Source organism: Pseudomonas lundensis (assembly GCF_015377145.2).
Taxonomy (GTDB): Bacteria; Pseudomonadota; Gammaproteobacteria; order Pseudomonadales; family Pseudomonadaceae; genus Aquipseudomonas; species Aquipseudomonas lundensis.
Genome location: NZ_CP062158.2, coordinates 4,085,635 through 4,106,211 on the forward strand (window position 1 = coordinate 4,085,635; position 20,577 = coordinate 4,106,211).

18 protein-coding genes and 2 tRNA genes are annotated in these 20,577 nt (G+C 55.5%); 2 read left to right on the forward strand and 18 right to left on the reverse strand.

What is annotated here, in order from left to right; all coding sequences use genetic code 11:
• Positions 1-52: 52 nt before the first annotated feature.
• Positions 53-2,980, forward strand: coding sequence for a DUF748 domain-containing protein (locus IF654_RS19260; protein ID WP_094988241.1), 2,928 nt, complete (start codon positions 53-55; stop codon positions 2,978-2,980).
• Between the two features lie 244 nt (positions 2,981-3,224).
• On the opposite strand, the gene IF654_RS19265 is transcribed toward IF654_RS19260, so the two are convergent.
• From IF654_RS19265 to rlmE, 16 genes are all read right to left on the reverse strand, one after another.
• Positions 3,225-3,578, reverse strand: coding sequence for a BON domain-containing protein (locus IF654_RS19265; protein ID WP_047277516.1), 354 nt, complete (start codon positions 3,576-3,578; stop codon positions 3,225-3,227).
• Between the two features lie 299 nt (positions 3,579-3,877).
• A complete protein-coding gene (pnp, locus tag IF654_RS19270; RefSeq protein WP_047277518.1) occupies positions 3,878-5,983 on the reverse strand; it encodes a polyribonucleotide nucleotidyltransferase in 2,106 nt (701 codons plus the stop codon).
• 225 nt (positions 5,984-6,208) lie between these two features.
• Positions 6,209-6,478, reverse strand: coding sequence for a 30S ribosomal protein S15 (rpsO, locus tag IF654_RS19275; protein WP_047277520.1), 270 nt, complete (start codon positions 6,476-6,478; stop codon positions 6,209-6,211).
• A gap of 155 nt (positions 6,479-6,633) precedes the next feature.
• Positions 6,634-7,551, reverse strand: coding sequence for a tRNA pseudouridine(55) synthase TruB (gene truB, locus IF654_RS19280; protein ID WP_047277522.1), 918 nt, complete (start codon positions 7,549-7,551; stop codon positions 6,634-6,636).
• A gap of 3 nt (positions 7,552-7,554) precedes the next feature.
• On the reverse strand, positions 7,555-7,956 hold the full coding sequence (gene rbfA / locus IF654_RS19285) for a 30S ribosome-binding factor RbfA (RefSeq protein ID WP_047277524.1): 402 nt from the start codon (positions 7,954-7,956) through the stop codon (positions 7,555-7,557).
• Positions 7,957-8,114: 158 nt separating this feature from the next.
• On the reverse strand, positions 8,115-10,619 hold the full coding sequence (gene infB, locus IF654_RS19290) for a translation initiation factor IF-2 (protein ID WP_047277526.1): 2,505 nt from the start codon (positions 10,617-10,619) through the stop codon (positions 8,115-8,117).
• A gap of 27 nt (positions 10,620-10,646) precedes the next feature.
• The gene (gene nusA / locus IF654_RS19295) at positions 10,647-12,128 is read right to left on the reverse strand and encodes a transcription termination factor NusA (protein ID WP_047277528.1); all 1,482 of its coding nucleotides are present in this window, start codon (positions 12,126-12,128) and stop codon (positions 10,647-10,649) included.
• Positions 12,129-12,175: 47 nt separating this feature from the next.
• Positions 12,176-12,634 carry a ribosome maturation factor RimP gene (gene rimP / locus IF654_RS19300; RefSeq protein ID WP_047277531.1) on the reverse strand — a complete coding sequence of 153 codons (459 nt, stop codon included), beginning with the start codon at positions 12,632-12,634 and terminating at the stop codon, positions 12,176-12,178.
• Between the two features lie 142 nt (positions 12,635-12,776).
• Positions 12,777-12,853: transfer RNA gene (locus IF654_RS19305), tRNA-Met, on the reverse strand.
• A gap of 96 nt (positions 12,854-12,949) precedes the next feature.
• Positions 12,950-13,035, reverse strand: a tRNA-Leu gene (locus IF654_RS19310).
• 28 nt (positions 13,036-13,063) lie between these two features.
• Positions 13,064-13,447 carry a preprotein translocase subunit SecG gene (secG, locus tag IF654_RS19315; protein ID WP_047277533.1) on the reverse strand — a complete coding sequence of 128 codons (384 nt, stop codon included), beginning with the start codon at positions 13,445-13,447 and terminating at the stop codon, positions 13,064-13,066.
• A 4-nt stretch (positions 13,448-13,451) separates the two neighbouring features.
• The gene (tpiA, locus tag IF654_RS19320; RefSeq protein ID WP_047283052.1) at positions 13,452-14,207 is read right to left on the reverse strand and encodes a triose-phosphate isomerase; all 756 of its coding nucleotides are present in this window, start codon (positions 14,205-14,207) and stop codon (positions 13,452-13,454) included.
• Between the two features lie 66 nt (positions 14,208-14,273).
• Entirely contained in the window at positions 14,274-15,611 is a 1,338-nt protein-coding gene (glmM, locus tag IF654_RS19325) for a phosphoglucosamine mutase (RefSeq protein WP_047277537.1), read from the reverse strand.
• Positions 15,612-15,621: 10 nt separating this feature from the next.
• Positions 15,622-16,479: a dihydropteroate synthase gene (folP, locus tag IF654_RS19330; RefSeq protein ID WP_047283053.1), complete on the reverse strand. Its 858-nt coding sequence runs from the start codon at positions 16,477-16,479 to the stop codon at positions 15,622-15,624.
• A gap of 8 nt (positions 16,480-16,487) precedes the next feature.
• The gene (gene ftsH / locus IF654_RS19335) at positions 16,488-18,395 is read right to left on the reverse strand and encodes an ATP-dependent zinc metalloprotease FtsH (protein WP_047277542.1); all 1,908 of its coding nucleotides are present in this window, start codon (positions 18,393-18,395) and stop codon (positions 16,488-16,490) included.
• 192 nt (positions 18,396-18,587) lie between these two features.
• Positions 18,588-19,238, reverse strand: coding sequence for a 23S rRNA (uridine(2552)-2'-O)-methyltransferase RlmE (gene rlmE, locus IF654_RS19340; RefSeq protein WP_047277544.1), 651 nt, complete (start codon positions 19,236-19,238; stop codon positions 18,588-18,590).
• A gap of 107 nt (positions 19,239-19,345) precedes the next feature.
• Between rlmE and yhbY the strand changes: the two genes are divergently transcribed.
• Positions 19,346-19,654: a ribosome assembly RNA-binding protein YhbY gene (gene yhbY / locus IF654_RS19345; protein WP_047277546.1), complete on the forward strand. Its 309-nt coding sequence runs from the start codon at positions 19,346-19,348 to the stop codon at positions 19,652-19,654.
• A 12-nt stretch (positions 19,655-19,666) separates the two neighbouring features.
• Here yhbY and IF654_RS19350 read toward each other — a convergent pair whose 3' ends face one another.
• The gene (locus IF654_RS19350) at positions 19,667-20,071 is read right to left on the reverse strand and encodes a hypothetical protein (protein WP_047277678.1); all 405 of its coding nucleotides are present in this window, start codon (positions 20,069-20,071) and stop codon (positions 19,667-19,669) included.
• Between the two features lie 28 nt (positions 20,072-20,099).
• A complete protein-coding gene (gene greA / locus IF654_RS19355; RefSeq protein ID WP_047277680.1) occupies positions 20,100-20,576 on the reverse strand; it encodes a transcription elongation factor GreA in 477 nt (158 codons plus the stop codon).
• Position 20,577 lies beyond the last annotated feature (1 nt).

Consider the following 20,577-nt stretch of genomic DNA (forward strand, 5'->3'; position numbering starts at 1 on the left):
AAACGCGTGCCATACTCCAAGGCACCTCCGACTGTAATAGACGACGCCTCACATGCCCAAAGGATTGATTCGCGCCATTGGCGCCGTGCTGACTGCCCTCGCACTTTATAGCTTGCTCGGCTTTTTGATCGTACCCGGCATCGGTTTGCGCATCATCAACCAGCAATTGGCCAACTACGCCACCACCCCCGCCCGGCTTGATCGCCTTGAGTTCAACCCATTCAGCCTTGAGCTGACGCTGTGGGGGCTGAAGATAGGCGAACCGGGCAAGGAGCAGGTCGGATTCGAACGCCTGTACACCAATTTGCAGGCTGACAGCCTGTGGACCAAAGCCTTGCACCTTGCCGACGTGCAGCTCGACAAGCCCAAGACAGAATTGGTGTTCAGCAAGGATGGCACGCTCAACCTGACGCAGCTGTTCAAACTCCCCGCCAGCGAACCAACACCTGCCACGCCTGACAGCAAACCTTTCCCGCTGCGCATCGATCGCATCAAGCTGGCGGACGGCTATCTGCACTTTGCTGACGTACGGCCTAGCGAGCCAATCGAGTTTTTGTATGACTCGATGAATGTGGAGCTGAAAAACCTCAGCACGCTTCCTGACGACAACGCGGACATGACTTTGGTCGCAGCTGGCCCTGAAGGCGGCCGGATCGACTGGACCGGCACCTTGAGCATTGTGCCAATCGCGTCCGAGGGCACGCTCAAAGTGACTGATGGCAAAATGAAAGTATGGTGGCCTTATGTTCGGGATGCCTTGCCGCTGGTCCTGGAAGACGGCGTCCTCAATTTCAGTACCGACTACACATTGAACCTGGCTAAAGAAACCGAGATGGTCCTGAGCAATGCCTCGGCCAGCATCGCGCCCTTCAAGCTCAATGCGCCCGATGGCCGTCCGCTGGCGCGCCTTGAGCGCCTTGATGTCAGCGACACCACAGTCGATCTCGCCAAGCAACACGTCGTGGTCGGCAAGATCAACAGCAAGAACCTTGAAACCTGGGCTACCCGCGAAGCAGACGGACAGTTGGATTGGCAAAAACTGTTTGCCAGCCAGCCCGCTGGCCGGGCAAAGCCAACAGCCAATGACCCGGTGACAGTTGAAGCCCCCAAGCCCGGACCGGTCGCACCGAGCAAACCTTGGCAAGTGCTGCTCAAAGACGTGGAGCTGCGCGATTACCGCGTTCATCTGGCCGACAAAGTGCCCAAAACACCCGTTGCGCTTGAAGTAGGCCCGTTGAATCTGAACGTGAAGAACTTCGACAGCCTGAACCAGTCACCCTTCAGCCTCAAGCTGGATACCGGCATCGGTAAACAAGGCAAGCTCACCGCCAGCGGCGACGTGAACCTGAACCCGGTCAGCGCCAGATTAAATGTCACCACCCAAGACATCGACTTGCGGGTGGCGCAGGCTTACATCGACCCGTTTATCCGTCTGGAGCTGCGCAGCGGCATGCTGGACAGCGATCTCGTCGTTGACCTTAAACGTATCGACCCGCTGGCCTTCACGGTCCAGGGCAACGTACAGATAGCTCAGTTACACACCCTCGACACCATGAAAGATCGCGACTTCCTGAAGTGGCAGCGTCTGGGGCTGGAGAAGCTGAATTATCAACACGGTGACAGCCTGTCCATCGCCAAGGTCAACGTTGCACAGCCGTATGTACGCTTCATGATCAACGATGATCGCACCACCAACATTGATGACCTGTTGATTGCGCAACCCGCTGGCAGCGCCAGTAAAACCGACGCCAAACCAGCGGCCGGCAAAGACAAGCCTTTGGGCATTCACGTGGGTGGCATCGCAATCAATGACGGTTCGGCTAACTTTGCCGACTTCAGCCTGACCCCCAACTTTGCGACAGCGATTCAACAGCTAAACGGCCAGATTGGCACCATTGATAGCCGACAGGCCAAACCGGCCAGCGTCAACATCGCCGGTAAAGTGGACCGCTACGCGCCTGTCACCATCAAAGGCAGCGTCAATCCTTTCGATCCGATGGCGAGCCTGGACATCGCCACCAGCTTCAAACGCGTAGAACTGACCACACTGACGCCCTACTCCGGCAAATTCGCGGGGTATCGGATCCGCAAGGGTCGCCTGAACCTGGATTTGCACTATTTGATCACCAAAGGTCAGCTCAAGGCCGAGAACAAACTGGTGGTTGAACAATTGCAACTGGGGGAAAAGGTCGACAGCCCTGATGCCGTGGATTTGCCCATTAAACTGGCCATCGCATTGCTCAAGGACACCGACGGCAAGATTTCCATCGAGCTTCCGGTAACGGGGGACCTCAATAACCCGCAGTTCAGCGTGATGCCAATTGTGTGGCAAACCTTGCGCAATCTCGTGCTGCGGGCAGCACAAGCGCCCTTCAAGTTCATTGGCGGGCTGATCAGCGGTGGGGGTGCCGAGGACCTCGGTACCGTGTCCTTCGCGCCTGGCTCCAGCGAGCTGAGCCCTGAGGCCCAGAAAGCCCTGACAACCCTGGCTGCAGCGCTCAAGGAACGCCCTGCGCTGCGCCTGGAGATTGAAGGCACTGCCGCGCAAAGCAGTGATGGCCCGTTCATTGCCAAGGAACGCCTGGAGCGTGAATTCCAGTACAACTACTACAAAATCCTGCAACGCCGCGGCGAGAAAGTGCCGGCGCAAGCGTCACTGCTTAAAGTCCCTGATGACGAGAAAGGCCCGTTACTCGAAGGCATCTATCGCACCCGACTCAAGCAGCAGCCGCCGGCCGAGTGGGCGAAATTGAGTCGTGATGAGCGCGCGCAAAAAATGAGCGACGCGTTGATCGACTTCTGGAGCAAAAGTGAGGTGCTGTTACGTCAGTTGGGGCAGGAGCGCGCCAGCCGCATCAAGGATTTCCTGGTGGACAAAGGCCAACTGGCCGATGAGCGCGTCTACTTTGTGGACGCCACGCTGGGTGAGGCACAAAGCGACGGTCGCGTGATCTCTCCCTTGCATCTGGACAGTGAATGATCGCTGTTCACACATCAAAGTCAGCGCGAGGCAGGTCTGTATGTGGCTTGCCCGTTGCACTTGATGGGTCAGCAAACCCGATCAATGCTTTTATCTCCCCCAAATAGAACAGCCCCCGACGCAAGCGTCGAGGGCTGTAATGACCACATCCATGTGGCCGTCGCATGAACCAATTTTGAAAGCTGCAGATGATCGGTTAGATCATCTGCTCCGGCTTTCCCCCGGTTCTACGAGAAAAGTAAACTTACTGAGCTTTCAGGCCATCAGCCGAAACAGCTTTTACGCCTTTGATTTTCTTGGCGATGTTAACTGCCATTTCTTTTTGCGCGTCAGTGACTGCAACGGTGGAGGACAAAGAAACAACACCTTTGTTGGTCTCAACTTTGATGTCAGTGCCTGGAATACCTTTTTCAGTCAGCAGGTCTGATTTAACTTTGGTGGTGATCCAGGTATCAGAAGTGGCTTCTTTGGCTTGATCCATTTCGCCAGCAGCGACGACCATAGGCGCCTGAGCAGTGGATTGAGCAGCAAATGCTGCGTTAGCCATGGTCAGGGTCAGAGCGGTGGCAGTTGCAGCAGCGATAGCGAACTTCTTCATACGAGTAACTCCTGTCTTCTTTAAGATCTGCGCCGGCGTGCGGCTGCAGGGTTATCAATACTATTGCAGGCGCTGTGCCAACTTTTTTAAAAAATAAAAACCTTATATATCAAGCACTTAATCGCATATCTATTTTTCAGCTTCGTGCAGAATGCATGAACGCTCGCAGAGACTGCATGCAAGATGCGGCTTTTTGATCATGGCCTTTAGCCCACCTGCAAAAAGATCCCCTGTCGTTATCACCGCCCATAAAAAAAGGATCCCGAAGGATCCTTTTTCATCACACGCTCAGGTCGCGATTAAGCTTCCGAAGCCTTGGCGGCAGCAACATCCTTGATGGACAGCTTGATACGGCCGCGGTTGTCCACGTCCAGTACCAGCACTTCCACTTCCTGACCTTCTTTCAAGATGTCAGTCACTTTCTCTACGCGAGCATCGCTCAGCATGGAGATGTGAACCAGGCCGTCTTTGCCCGGCAGGATGTTCACGAATGCGCCGAAGTCGACGATGCGCTCAACCTTGCCGATGTAGATCTTGCCGATCTCAGCTTCAGCGGTGATGCCCAGAACGCGCTGACGCGCCGCTTCTGCCGCTTCCTTGGTCTCGCCGAAGATCTTGATCGAACCGTCGTCTTCGATGTCGATCGACGCTTTGGTTTCTTCACAGATTGCACGGATGGTTGCGCCACCTTTACCGATAACATCACGGATTTTGTCGGTGTCGATTTTCATCGCGATCATGGTCGGCGCATTGGCAGACAGTTCGTTACGCGACTGACCAATGATCTGGTTCATCTGACCCAAGATGTTCAGGCGAGCGTCCAGGGCTTGGCCCAGGGCGATCTCCATGATTTCTTCGGTGATGCCTTTGATCTTGATGTCCATCTGCAGCGCGGTCACACCTTTGGAGGTACCGGCTACTTTGAAGTCCATGTCGCCCAGGTGGTCTTCGTCACCCAGGATGTCGGTCAGTACAGCGAACTTCTCGCCTTCTTTAACCAGACCCATGGCGATACCGGCAACCGGTGCCTTCATCGGTACACCGGCGTCCATCAGTGCCAGGGAAGCACCGCACACCGATGCCATGGAGCTGGAGCCGTTGGATTCGGTGATTTCCGATACGACACGAATGGTGTACGGGAACACGTCAGCAGCAGGCAGCATGGCCTGAACGGAACGACGCGCCAAACGGCCGTGACCGATTTCGCGACGGCCAGCACCACCCATGCGACCACACTCGCCTACCGAGAACGGAGGGAAGTTGTAGTGCAGCATGAACGGGTCTTTCTTTTCACCTTCCAGCGTGTCCAGCAGCTGTGCGTCACGGGCAGTACCCAATGTCGCGACAACCAGCGCCTGGGTCTCGCCACGGGTGAACAGTGCAGAACCGTGAGTTTTCGGCAGGACGCCCACTTCGATGTTCAGAGGACGAACTGTCTTGGTGTCACGACCATCGATACGCGGCTTGCCGTTTACGATGTTTTCGCGAACGGTGCGGTATTCGATTTCACCGAAAGCAGCTTTGACTTCAGACGCAGAAGGCTGGCCTTCTTCGCCTGACAGCTTGGCAACCACCTGGTCACGCAACTCGCCCAGACGTGCATAGCGCTCGTGCTTGACGGTGATGGTGTAAGCCTGGGAGATCGCTTCGCCGAACTCGGCACGGATTGCGCCCAGCAGTTCAGTGGCTTCTGGAGCAGCAGCCCAGTCCCACGTCGGTTTGGCAGCTTCGGCAGCCAGCTCTTTAACAGCCTGGATAACAACCTGGAATTCGTCGTGGGCGAACAGTACGGCACCCAGCATCTGGTCTTCGGTCAGCTCTTTGGCTTCCGACTCAACCATCAATACGGCTTCCGACGTACCGGCAACCACCATGTCCAGGCTGGACGCAGCGAGTTGTTCGTAAGTCGGGTTCAGCAGGTAACCGGTGCTTTCGTGGAATGCAACACGGGCAGCACCGATCGGACCATCAAAAGGAATGCCGGAGATTGCCAGGGCAGCCGAAGTACCGATCATTGCCGCCACATCAGGATCGGTTTTCTTGCTGGTGGACAGAACGGTGCAGACAACCTGCACTTCGTTCATGAAGCCTTCCGGGAACAGCGGACGGATCGGACGGTCGATCAGGCGCGAGGTCAGGGTTTCTTTCTCGGAAGGGCGACCTTCACGCTTGAAGAAACCACCTGGGATTTTACCGGCGGCGTAGGTTTTTTCTTGGTAGTGAACCGACAGAGGGAAGAAGCCCTTGCCTGGATCAGCTTGTTTGGCGCCGACGACAGTCACCAACACGCTGACGTCGTCGTCAACGGTGACCAATACTGCGCCGGAGGCCTGACGGGCGATACGGCCAGTCTCTAGGGTAACGGTCGACTGACCGAACTGAAATTTTTTGATAACCGGGTTCACGGTGTCCTACCTTCTCTTTGTGGCTCTTGGGGAACAGGTTTCTTGCGAAATACGGGTGCAATGCCGGGTGTCAGCCCGATCAAGATGCTTACGAAAACGGCCGACGGGGTGAGTTTTCGTAAACATCCGGTGAGTCCAGATAAAACTTGAGGCTGGAAGCCCGCCGCCCACCCGCGAGAAACTCGCAGGTGGACGACAGACAACCAGCCTCCAGCAACATCGCTATTAGCGACGCAGACCCAGGCGAGCGATCAGCGTAGCGTAACGGCTGATGTCTTTGCCTTTCAGGTAGTCCAGCAGCTTGCGACGCTGGTTTACCATGCGGATCAGACCACGACGGGAGTGGTGATCTTTACCGTTGGCCTTGAAGTGACCCTGCAGCGTGTTGATGTTGAAGGTCAGCAGTGCAACTTGCACTTCTGGAGAACCTGTATCACCTGGAGCACGCTGGTAGTCAGCTACGATTTCTGCTTTGTGTTCAACTGTAAGTGCCATGTGGCTTTCCTTTCTTCAGGGGTCTGTCTGCACGCAAACAGATCCAATAGGCCGAGGACAAATCCTCGTATTTAAATGTGAGATGTGACCGTGCCTAATAACAGCCACCCTCGTTCCAGTCCTCACAGGCAATAGCCGGCTTGGCCTGGCTCCGGTCATTCCGACCGAATCAGTCGACGCGGCGCAATGCGCCCGTCTTCGCTCACTTCACCGATACCGATGAAGCGACCATTGTGATCTTGTACCCGCACCATGCCAAACTTTGGCGCATCGGGAGCGCGAACCGGTTGGCCATTGAGCCAATAGAACGCGCTGTGCTCCGAGAAGTGCAGCAAAGGCCAGTCAAGCAAGCCGCTGTCCGATGGCATCAGGAAGCGGTCGACGGCTTCATTGCCACCTTCAGCATGCACGGCTTCCAGTTCTTCCAGCGTTACCGTCTGGGCCAAACTGAAAGGGCCAGCCTGGGTGCGGCGCAGTTGCGCAACATAGGCTCCGCAACCCAGCTCTTCACCGATATCTTCCACGAGGGTACGAATATAGGTGCCTTTGGTGCAATCCACAGCCAAGCGGGCAGTGTCACCTTCGCTGGCCAGTAATTGGAGGCGGGTAATAGTAACAGAACGCGGTTCGCGCTCCACCACCTCACCTGCACGGGCGAGCTTGTAAAGCGGTTGCCCATCACGCTTGAGCGCCGAGTACATTGGCGGTATCTGACTGATTTGCCCGCGAAACTTCGGCAAGACTGCCTCAATATCGGCGCGACCAACGGTCACCGGACGGGTCTTTAAAACCTCGCCTTCTGCATCGGCCGTGGTGGTGGTTTTGCCCAACTGCATCAAGGTTTCATAACCCTTGTCAGAATCGAGCAGGTATTGCGAAAACTTGGTGGCTTCGCCAAAGCACAGCGGCAGTACGCCGCTGGCCAATGGGTCCAGGCTACCGGTGTGCCCTGCCTTCTCGGCATTGAGCAGCCAGCGGACTTTCTGCAAAGCCGCGTTGGACGTAAAACCCAATGGCTTGTCCAGCAGGATGATGCCGCTGACGTTACGACGGATACGCTTGACCTGAGCCACCGGTTACTCCTTGGTGTCTTCGGGAGCAGTCGCATCGGGATGCTGATTGTCTTCAGCCACTGCACGCTCGATCAACGCAGACAGGTGCGCGCCACGCACGACGCTTTCGTCGTAGTGGAAGTGCAGCTGAGGAACACTGCGCAGCTTCATTTCACGCGCCAGTTGCATACGCAGGAAACCAGCCGCCGAGTTCAGTACCTTGATGGTCTGAGCGATATCTTCAGCGTTGTCCTGCCCCATTACGGTGATGAAGATCTTGGCGTGACCCACGTCACGGCTGACTTCAACAGCAGTAATGGTGACCAGACCCACACGCGGATCTTTGACTTCACGACGGATCAGCTGTGCCAGCTCTCGCTGCATCTGATCGCCGATACGTTGGGTACGGCTGTATTCTTTTGCCATGTCTTGTTACCTGTTACTCACCCATGGGAAACCCATGCGTTCTGAAAGCGGCAAACGCCCGGCCAGACAGAAGCCGGACCGGGCGTTGCGTTTAGAGTCCGGGACGGGCCACGTGCATTTGCATGCCGCGGGACGTCCTGGCTCTTGAGGCTCGCGATTTAGAGGCTGCGAGCAACCTGGACCTTCTCGAACACTTCGATCTTGTCGCCGACTTTAACGTCGTTGTAGCTCTTGACGCCAATACCGCATTCCATGCCGGCACGCACTTCGGCAGCGTCATCCTTGAAGCGGCGCAGAGATTCCAGCTCGCCTTCAAAGATAACGATGTCGTCACGCAGTACGCGGATTGGACGGTTACGGTGAACAACACCTTCGAGCACCATGCAACCTGCGATGGCACCAAACTTCGGCGAACGGAATACGTCGCGAACTTCAGCAATACCCAGGATGTTCTCGCGGACATCGCTGCCAAGCATGCCGGTAAGGGCTTTCTTGACGTCTTCGATGATGTCGTAGATGACGTTGTAGTAACGCATGTCCAGGCCTTCCTGCTCGACAATCTTGCGAGCGCCAGCATCAGCACGCACGTTGAAGCCGAACAATACAGCGTTGGAGGCCAGTGCCAGGTTTGCGTCGCTTTCGGTGATACCACCGACGCCGCCGCCCACTACACGCACTTGCACTTCGTCGTTACCCAGGCCGCTCAGGGCGCCCTGCAGAGCTTCCAGCGAACCACGGACGTCAGATTTGAGGACGATGTTAAGCGTCTTCTTCTCTTCCTGGCCCATGTTCTCGAAGATGTTTTCCAGCTTGCCTGCATGAGCACGCGCCAGTTTCACTTCGCGGAACTTGCCTTGACGGAACAGGGCAACTTCACGTGCCTTCTTCTCGTCAGTCATTACGCTCATCTCGTCGCCAGCGTCTGGCGTACCGTCCAGGCCGAGAATCTCGACAGGGATGGATGGACCGGCTTCCTTGATGGCCTTGCCGTTCTCATCGAGCATGGCGCGGATACGGCCATAGTTGGAACCGACCAGAACCATGTCGCCTTGACGCAGGGTACCGTCTTGAACCAGCACGGTCGCAACAGGGCCACGGCCTTTGTCCAGACGGGACTCGACAACTACGCCACGGCCTGGAGCCGATGGAGTGGCCTTGAGTTCCAGAACTTCAGCTTGCAGCAAGACGGCTTCGAGCAACTCGTCAACGCCAGTACCCATTTTCGCCGAGACCGAAACAAACGGAGTGTCACCACCCCACTCTTCCGAGGTCACGCCGTGGACGGACAACTCGCTGCGGATGCGATCGAGGTCAGCACCTGGCTTGTCGATTTTGTTCACTGCAACCACCAGCGGCACGCCAGCTGCTTTCGCATGCTGTACAGCTTCGATGGTTTGCGGCATGACGCCGTCGTCAGCAGCCACAACCAGAATCACGATGTCAGTTGCCTTGGCACCACGTGCACGCATTGCGGTAAACGCAGCGTGACCCGGGGTATCGAGGAACGTGACCATGCCGCGTTCGGTTTCAACGTGGTATGCACCGATGTGCTGGGTGATACCGCCTGCTTCGCCAGCCGCAACCTTGGCACGACGAATGTAGTCGAGCAGGGACGTTTTACCGTGGTCAACGTGACCCATTACGGTCACAACCGGAGCACGGGAGAACGACTCGCCTTCGAACTTCAAGGACTCGGCCAGGGAATCTTCCAGGGCGTTGTCGCTGACCAGCGTCACTTTATGGCCCAGTTCTTCAGCAACCAACTGGGCAGTTTCCTGATCCAGAACCTGGTTGATGGTGGCCGGAGTACCCAGCTTGAACATGAACTTGATGACTTCAGCGGCCTTGACCGACATCTGCGCAGCCAAATCGCCGACAGTGATGGTCTCGCCAATCTGTACGTCACGAACAACCGGGCCGGTCGGGCTCTGGAAACCGTGAGCGTTACGTTTTTTCAGCTTGCCTTTGCCACGACCGCCACGGCGGAAGCTATCGCTTTCTTCGTCAGAAGTGCGCGGAGCAACACGTGGTGCAGGGGCTTTTTCTTTAACCGATGCACGATGAGGAGCATTTTTACGCTCGCCATCACCACTGCCGCGACGATTGTTGTCGTCTGCGCGTGGTTTGTCCGGACGACGCTGTTCATCACGCTTACGTGCATCGGCGGCTGGCGCAGGTGCTGGCGCTGCTGCAGGAGCAGCTTGCGCCGGAGCAGGCGCGGCAGGTGCCGCGGCGGCCGGAGTCGAGGCAGGCTGACGGCGCGCTTCTTCTTCGGCGCGACGCTTGGATTCTTCTTCAGCCTTTTGACGTGCAGCATTTTCTACTGCGCGGCGTTCATCCAGCTCACGCTTGCGCTCAGCTTCGATTTCTTCCGGGCTGCGCTGTACGAAGACTTTCTTCTTGCGTACTTCAACGCTGATGCTTTTGCTGCCAGCTACACGCAGGGTGCTGGTGGTTTTACGCTGCAAAGTGATTTTGCGCGGTTCTTCCACTTTCGCCTTGTGGCTGCTTTTCAAGTGAGTCAGCAGAGCTTGCTTCTCACTGTCGGTTACATTCTGCTCGGCGGCGGTGTGCGGCAGACCTGCCTCACGCATCTGCTGCAACAGGCGCTCAACCGGTGTTTTGACCTCATCGGCCAGTTGTTTCACCGTGACTTGCGTCATGCATTTCTCTCCTCAGGCCGCGCCTAATTACTCGAACCAATGGGCTCGGGCGGCCATGATCAACTTGCCGGCACGATCATCGTCAATGCCGTCGATGTCGAGCAGGTCGTCAATAGACTGCTCGGCCAGGTCTTCGCGGGTAATTACGCCGCGCACCGCCAGTTCCATCGCCAAATCCTTGTCCATACCCTCAAGCGAGAGCAGGTCTTCGGCCGGATGGGCGTCTGCCAGCTTTTCCTCAGTAGCGATGGCTTTGGTCAACAAACGATCCTTGGCCCGAGCGCGAAGCTCGTTGACGATATCCTCGTCAAAGCCGTCGATGTTGAGCATCTCCTCCACCGGTACGTAGGCAATCTCTTCCAGGCTGGTGAAGCCCTCATCAACCAGTACCTGCGCCAACTCTTCATCAACTTCGAGTTCTTCGATGAAGTTGCGCAGAATGTCACCGGTCTCTGCTTGCTGCTTAGCCTGGATGTCCGATTCGGTCATCACGTTCAGGGTCCAGCCAGTCAACTGGCTAGCCAAACGTACGTTCTGACCGCCGCGACCAATCGCCTGGGCCAGATTGTCTGCGCCAACGGCGATGTCCATTGCATGGGCATCTTCGTCGACAATAATTGCCGCCACTTCAGCAGGCGACATTGCGTTGATCACGAACTGCGCCGGATTCTCATCCCACAGAACGATATCCACTCGCTCCCCGCCCAATTCGCCGGACACTGCCTGGACGCGCGAACCGCGCATACCAATGCAAGCACCTTGCGGATCAATGCGTTTGTCTTTGGAACGAACGGCTATTTTAGCGCGAGATCCAGGATCGCGGGAGGCCGCCATCACTTCGATCAGGCCTTCGGAGATCTCAGGAACTTCGATCCGGAACAGTTCGATCAGCATTTCAGGCGCGGTACGCGACAGGATCAGCTGAGGACCACGGTTCTCGGTGCGAATCTCTTTCAACAACGCACGAAGTCTTACGCCAACACGGAAAGTTTCACGCGGAATGATGTCTTCACGGGCCAGCAACGCTTCAGCGTTATTGCCCAGATCGACGATCACATTGTCACGCGTTACTTTCTTGACAGTGCCGGAAATAATTTCGCCAAGACGCTCGCGATAGGCATCAACGACTTGAGCACGCTCAGCTTCGCGGACCTTTTGCACAATTACCTGCTTGGCAGTTTGTGCAGCAATCCGGCCGAATTCGATGGAATCGATTTTTTCTTCGATAATGTCACCGGCCACCGCGCCTGGCTGTTTCGCCTGCGCCTGGTCAACCGCCAACTCGATTGCTGGATCATCCAGATCTTCGTCTTCGACCACGGTCCAGCGACGGAACGTCTCATAGTTACCGGTGTGGCGATTGATCTCCACACGCAGTTCGACTTCGTCTTCAAAACGCTTTTTGGTAGCAGTGGCCAGAGCCAGCTCCAGCGCTTCAAAAATAACGTTTGCCGGTACGCCCTTTTCATTGGACACCGACTCAACAACCAGCAGTACTTCTTTGCTCATCGTACGCCTCGCCTTTCGCAAGCCATTGGATCCGCGGGATCCGCGTCTCAGTCAAAACTGGGAATAATGTTGGCCTTGTCGATCATATCGATCGGCAGCAGGAACTCATGGTCTTCAACTTGCACCACGATATCCTGTTCCTCTACGCCGCGCAGAAGGCCCTGAAAGTTGCGACGCCCTTCGAATGGCGACCGCAGCTTGATCTTCACTTGCTCACCGGCATACTTGGCAAACTGTTCAAGCGTGAACAGCGGGCGTTCCATGCCAGGAGAGGAAACTTCAAGGGTGTATTCAACGGCGATAGGATCTTCAACATCCAGTACGCCACTGATCTGACGGCTCACGATGGCGCAATCGTCCACCAATACACCGCCTTCCTTGTCGATATACACACGCAACATTGAATGGCGGCCTTGAGCCGAAAATTCAATACCCCAGCATTCATAGCCAAGGGCCACGACCACCGGGGCCAACAAGGCCTGCAACTGTTCTAGCTTGCTCGACACCTGAACCCCCTAGTGCATGTTTGTGCATGCTATGCAGAATGAAAAAATGGGCGAAGCGCCCATCCCTGAAACGCCGTTGAATACCGACGTTATAAAGTGTCCAGTTAACAAAAAGCCCCTGAATTAGGGGCTCCGCTAAAACTGGTTGCGGGAGCCGGATTTGAACCGACGACCTTCGGGTTATGAGCCCGACGAGCTACCAGACTGCTCCATCCCGCGACAAAGCTGGAGCGGAAGTATACGGTTGATCCCTTTCAGGGTCAATCCAACCTTCCACATACAAGAAAGCCCGCTATTGCGGGCATTCCTGATAATTGGTACCGAGAAGGGGACTCGAACCCCTACACCCTATGGGCACAACCACCTCAAGGTTGCGTGTCTACCAATTCCACCACCTCGGCAATACTACGTTACATCATGAAACCCGTTTTACTTTTGCTCTTGAGCTGGAGGTACGTCCGTCGCTGGAGAAGCCGACTTTTGCTCTTGAAGCACCGGCACATCATCTGAAGCCGGTTGTTGCTTTGGCGCTTCCAATACTGCTGGATCTGGCAAACCTACTTGAGTCAGCTCTTGAGCTTTCTCTTTAGCAAAGTAACCTAACCCTAAGCTGGTTATGAAAAAACCTGCGGCAAGTATAGCAGTAAACTTACTAAGAAAGGTAGAGGAACCTTGGCTTCCGAACACAGTATTTGAAGCACCTGCTCCGAAAGATGCTCCAGCATCCGCACCCTTACCCTGTTGCAGCAATACCAGAGCAATTACGCCCAATGCACCCAACAGATGAAAAACGACTACGACTGTTTCCAGCATTTTCTCAGTTTCCCGCGGCGCGACAGATCGCACCGAACTCATCTGCATTCAGGGAAGCCCCACCAATGAGCCCCCCATCGATATCCGGCATGCTGAACAGTTCGACCGCATTGGCCGCCTTCACGCTGCCGCCGTATAGAAGCCGCACACCTTGTGCCACTTCAGAATTCTTCTGCGCCAGCTGTGCGCGAATGGCCGCATGCACATCTTGCGCTTGCTGCGGTGTTGCGGTCCGCCCGGTGCCAATGGCCCAGACCGGCTCGTACGCAATCACTGCCTTTGCAAAAACATCAATACCGAACTCATCAATCACAGCGTTCAGCTGACGCCCTACAACCTCAAGCGTTTGCCCTGCTTCACGCTGTTCCAGGGTCTCCCCTATACACAGCACTGGCGTCAAACCTGAAGACTGAGCAGCTGCAAACTTGCGATTCAGCGTCTCGTCCGACTCACCCAAAATCAGGCGGCGTTCAGAGTGCCCTATCAGCACCAGCTTACAACCCGCATCCACCAACTGGCTTGAAGATATCTCACCAGTGAGCGCACCTTGCTTTGCATCTACCGCTGCATCCTGAGCACCAACCGAGATTGGCGTATCTTTCAAGCCATTGATTACACGTTCAATAAACAAGTCAGATGGGAAAACTGCGGTTTCAACAACGCTCGGCAAGTCCAGCTTACGCAGACCATCGATCAGCTCAGCGACGCTGGCGCGGGTACCGTGCATTTTCCAGTTACCAGCTACCATCTTGCGGCGCATGCTTTACCTCGTCGGTCAAAGTGGGCGCAGATGTTACCCAACCACATCCGCGCTGGCAAGCCGAATTCAAGCACAAACTTCACTTACAAGTTTTGCCAGCTCTTCTGCATAGCCACGGACCATGATTTCGTCGTCGCCTTCGACCATGACCCGCACCAATGGCTCTGTACCCGACTTACGCAAAAGCACACGGCCGCGGCCTTTCATCGCCTCCGTAACTTGCGCACAGGCCTCCTTGACGGCCGGATGCTCGACAGGATTTACACCACCCGAGAACCGAACATTAAGCAAAACCTGAGGGCATTTGCGAACGGCCTGACGCGACTGGGCAAGGCTTTCCTCACGACGACGCAAAGACAGCAACACCTGAAGCGCAGCAATGATCGCATCGCCGGTCGTTGTGTGTTGAAAGCAGACAATATGACCTGAGTTTTCGCCACCCACTTGCCAGTCGCGCTCTTGAAGACCCGCAATAACGTACCGGTCACCCACGTTGGCGCGCACAAAAGGAATACCCAGATCAGCCAAGGCCAACTCAAGTCCGAGATTGCTCATCAGCGTGCCGACCACACCACCTTGCAACTTGCCACGCTCATGCAGATCTCGCGCAATGATGAATAGCAACTCATCACCATCCACGATTGCACCCGTGTGATCCACCATCAGCACCCGGTCGCCATCACCATCAAAGGCAATGCCCAGGTCAGCATGCTCAGCGAGTACGGCCGCTTGCAATTGCCCCATATGGGTCGAGCCGCAATTGTCATTGATGTTGAGGCCATTCGGCTGAGCCGATAACACCGTCACCTCGGCACCCAGCTCTTTGAACACACTGGGGGCAACTTTATACGTCGCACCATGAGCACAATCGACAACGATCTTCAGACCATTGAAGTTGGTGCTTGTCGGGACACTACTCTTACAAAATTCGATGTATCGCCCTGACGCGTCGTTGATGCGCGAGACCTTGCCCAACTTACCGGAATCAACCACAGTCATCGGCGCATCAAGCAACTCTTCGATCATCAACTCGACTTCATCAGGGAGCTTGGTACCCTCACCCGAGAAGAACTTGATGCCGTTATCATCATGAGGATTGTGTGAAGCGCTGATTACGATCCCGGCTTCTGCATGAAAGGTGCGTGTCAGGTACGCGATTGCCGGTGTAGGCATCGGCCCCAGCAACATGACATCCGCCCCTGCCGCCGACAACCCGGCCTCTAGTGCAGACTCAAACATGTAACCGGAAATCCGCGTGTCTTTACCGACCAGAATCCGGCAAGCACCCATACTGCGAAACGCCATACCCGCCGCCCAGCCCAGCTTGAGCATGAAATCAGGGGTAATGGGGTAAACGCCGACCCGACCGCGAATGCCGTCAGTGCCAAAATATTTCTTCGTCATACTTGCTCCATCATTCTTGGTCGGCGGACTCTACCGCTGCGATCATCCGTACCACATCAACCGTTTCGGCTACATCATGGACACGCAAGATACGCGCACCTTTGGTCACTGCCAATGCCGCCAACGCCAGACTGCCGGACAAGCGATCTGTAACTGGCCTATTCAAGGCCAGCCCGATCATGCTTTTACGCGATACGCCTACTAGCAAAGGCCGCCCCAGCGCATGCAATGCCTCCATATGCTTGAACAGGCTCAAATTGTGCTGAAGGGTTTTGGCAAAGCCAAACCCCGGATCAAGAATGATCCGCTCAACCTCAATGCCGGCTGAAGCGCAAACTTTCATTCGATCCGCAAGAAATGCGGATACCTCGCCCACCAAATCACCGTAATGCGGGTCATTCTGCATGTCGCCGGGCTCACCCAGCATATGCATAAGACACACAGGCAATCCTGTTGCAGCGGCCGCCTCCAGCGCACCCTCTCGGCGCAATGAACGCACATCATTGATCAAGCCAGCACCAAGACTCGCCGACTCGGTCATTACGACAGGCGTGGAGGTGTCGACAGAAATAATGACATCGAGCTCACGACTGATGAGCTCAACAACAGGTGCAACACGCTCCAACTCTTCCTGCGCTGTGACCGCACGCGCACCCGGACGGGTTGACTCGCCGCCCACATCGATGAGCGTTGCTCCCGCCTGAACCATCGCCTGCGCATGACGCAAAGCCGCATCCAGGGGAGCGAACCGGCCACCATCAGAGAAAGAGTCAGGGGTTACGTTGAGAATGCCCATCACGTGCGTGTGGGCCAAATCAAGAACCCGGTTGCCGCAAGGCAACCGGGTCGTGGACTGTACAGAAGTCATTTCAAGCCTTAGTGATCTGCTGCCGGACCACCGATCGGTGTTTCCGGACGCTCGGTTTTATCCAGCGTCGGCGCTGTCGGTGTGCCCGAACCATCACCCCAATCACGCGGCTCACGCGGAGGTCGACCCGCCATAATGTCGTCAATCTGATCTGCATCGATCGTCTCGTACTTCATCAGGGCATCAGCCATGGCTTCCAGCTTGTCACGGTTGTCGGTCAGGATCTGCTTGGCCGTGCCGTAGCACTGATCAATGATGCTGCGCACTTCCGAGTCGATCAACTTGGCTGTTTCACCCGAAACATTGGCACCCTGACCGCCGCCGCCACGACCCAGATAGGACTCATCGTCTTCGGCATACATCAAAGGACCCAGTTTTTCAGAGAGACCCCATTTGGTAACCATATTCCGGGCAATCTGGCTGGCACGCATGATGTCGTTGGAGGCACCTGTGGTGACACCATCAAACCCCAGCGTCATTTCTTCAGCAATGCGACCGCCATACAAGGAGCAAATCTGACTGATCAGCGCACGCTTGGACAGGCTGTAACGATCCTCTTCAGGCAGGAACATCGTGACACCCAATGCCCGACCACGAGGGATGATCGAAACCTTGTAAACAGGATCATGCTCAGGCACTACACGACCAACAATCGCGTGACCCGCTTCGTGGTAAGCCGTGTTCCGTTTTTCCTTGTCCGACATCACCATGGATTTGCGCTCGGCACCCATCATGATTTTGTCTTTGGCCAATTCAAACTCTTTCATCTCCACAACACGCTTACCGGTGCGAGCTGCGAACAGCGAAGCCTCGTTCACCAGGTTAGCCAGGTCAGCCCCTGAAAAGCCGGGCGTACCCCGCGCAATGACGCCTGGCTGAACATCATCCCCAATGGGCACTTTGCGCATGTGAACTTTGAGAATCTGCTCACGACCACGGATATCTGGCAGACCAACCACCACTTGACGGTCGAAACGCCCCGGACGCAACAGAGCCGGGTCAAGCACGTCAGGACGGTTGGTCGCGGCAATTACGATGATGCCATCGTTCATTTCGAAGCCGTCCATCTCAACCAGCAACTGGTTGAGGGTCTGCTCACGCTCGTCGTGACCACCGCCCATGCCAGCACCACGATGGCGACCTACCGCGTCAATCTCGTCGATAAAGATAATGCACGGGGCGTGCTTCTTAGCCTGCTCAAACATGTCGCGAACACGGCTCGCACCCACACCTACAAACATCTCGACAAAGTCAGAGCCTGAAATCGTAAAGAATGGAACCTTGGCTTCACCGGCAATCGCCTTGGCAATCAGGGTTTTACCCGTACCAGGCGGGCCTACCATCAGCACACCACGCGGAATACGACCGCCCAAGCGCTGGAATTTCCCCGGATCTCGCAGGAATTCGACCAGTTCGCCTACTTCTTCTTTGGCTTCGTCGCAGCCCGCAACATCTGCCAAGGTCGTTTTGACCTGGTCTTCAGACAGCAACCGCGCCTTGCTCTTGCCAAAGCTCATCGGGCCGCCTTTACCGCCAGCGCCGCCCTGCATCTGCCGCATGAAGAACATGAAGACCGCAATAATCACCAGAATCGGGAAGCTCGCAACCAGCAGTTGCGTCCAGATACTTTGCTGCTCTGGCAGCTTACCTTCGACAGTGACGTGGTTATCCACCAGATCACCAATCAAACCATTGTCCTGAATTGCCGGACGAATGGTCTTGAAGGTATCGCCATCACTGCGCTTGCCGGTAATCACGTAGCCGTCAACCGCTACGCGCTCGACCTTGCCATCCTTAACTTGCTGGATGAAGTCGGAATAGTTGAGGGTTTGTGGCTCGTTTGGACTGGAGAAGTTGTTCATCACGGTCACAAGGACAGCGGCGATGATCAACCACAGGATCAGATTCTTTGCCATATCGTTCAATTAGCTACCCTCTGAAGCAAGCTCCGCTACTGAAAGCGTGCTTCGCATGATATTCACCGGCATAACTTACTACATTGCCTACAAGGCTTGCAGGCTCCGTCTGTAACCCTTTGTGAAACTTTGACTACACAATATTCGTTATGCCAGATCTGTAAAGCGATACAAATAAAACTATCGCCCTGGTCAGAGACGCTCATCGCTGGCAGAACCTTCAATACCGCGGAAGCCACGACCCAGCAAATACTGCTCCCGGGACCTGTCACGCGATGACAATGGCTTACGCATCTGCACTTTTTCGAACAGCTTACGGATGTCTTTGTGGTACTGGTCGAAGCCTTCCCCCTGAAAGACCTTAATCAGAAAATCACCACCTGGTCGCAATACGCGCCCTGCCAGATCCAGTGCCAATTCACACAGGAACATCGCGCGCGGCATATCAACAGCGGCCAATCCACTCATATTGGGGGCCATATCTGAAATCACAAGGTCTACCTGCGTATTTCCGACGGCCTCCAGTATTTGGGCCAACACATCGTCCTGAGTGAAATCCCCCTGAATAAAGGTCACGTCAGGGATGCTGTCCATTTCCAGGATGTCGGAAGCAATCAAGCGCCCCTGACCACCGATCAGACGACTGGTCACTTGCGACCATCCACCTGGAGCAGCGCCCAGGTCGATCACCGTCATACCGGGGCGAATCAACCGATCACGCTCCTGGATCTCCAACAGCTTGTAGCTGGCACGCGAACGGTATCCGTCTTTCTGCGCCATTTTGACGTAAGGATCGTTGAAATGTTCTTTCAGCCAATTCAGGCTAGTTTTGGAACGGGCCACGGGCCACCTCAAAAAATATAAACGGGTCGTGATTAACTGGGCGGTCTGGGACTCGCTCGGGTAAACTGGCCGCCGCTTTTTACAAGATCAGACACAGGGGTCAGATTATGCCGCTCACTCAAGAGCAGAAGAAACAGTACAAATCCATTGGCCACCATCTGAAACCAGTATTGACTGTGGCTGACAATGGTTTGACTGAAGGTGTTTTAACCGAACTCGAACGCGCATTGGGCGATCACGAGCTGATTAAAATCAAAGTCAACATCCTGGACCGCGAATCTCGCCTGGCTGCCATTGCAGAACTCTGCAAAAGCGGCAAAGCAGAACTGGTTCAGGTGATTGGCAAAATGGCGCTTCTGTACCGCAAGAACGTCAATGTAAACAAGCAACTGTCGAACATCCACCGCTTCAAGTGATGTCGACAAGGGTCAAGGGCGTGCAAAGCGCGCCCTGATACTCTCACCCGGAATAGGCTGAAGCACCAGAATCAAACCCGAAAAGCCAGCCAACCAGTAAAAAAACGACTGCCAGCGCAATGCTTCAGTCAGCCATGAATGCCCTGCGAGATACAACGCACAACCGACCAGCGCCATCAGCAACAGCTGCCCACGCAGGTCGCGCCAAATACTCTCAACGCCCTCAGTCCTGGCCAATACCAGCGCCTGCACAAACACGCAGACGGCTGAAAATATGACCAGCAGCACTTCAAGCGTATTGCCGATCTCTTCTACCAACAACGGCGCCAGTCCGATTTGGGCCAGCACCGGCATCAATCCTAAATGCATCAACCACAGACCGCCAACCCACAACACCTGGGCTAGCTGCCAAACCAGTGCGCCCGCTCGAAGCGGGCGCCTGTGTTCAGATGTGGCGAACTTCAACAATCTCGTACTCGATCACACCGCTTGGTGTCTTCACAGCCACCACATCGCCCTCTTCCTTGGCGATCAAGGCACGAGCAAGTGGGGACCCGACAGAGATTTTTCCGAGCTTGAAATCAGCCTCATCCTCACCAACGATCTGGTAGGTCACGCTTTCATCAGTTTCAACGTTAGCGATCTCTACCGTCGTACCGAAAATCACCTTTCCGGTATGGGGGATGGTCGTCACATCGATAATGACTGCGTTCTGCATGCGGCCTTCGATATCACGAATGCGCGCTTCCACCATGCCTTGCTGTTCACGAGCTGCATGATATTCAGCGTTTTCCTTCAGGTCACCCAGCTCCCGTGCCGTGCCAATGTCCTGGCTCAACTTGGGCCGAACAACCTTCGTCAGGTGCGCATGCTCTTCTTCGAGGGCTTTCGCGCCCTGAACGGTCATTGGGTATTTGGTTATG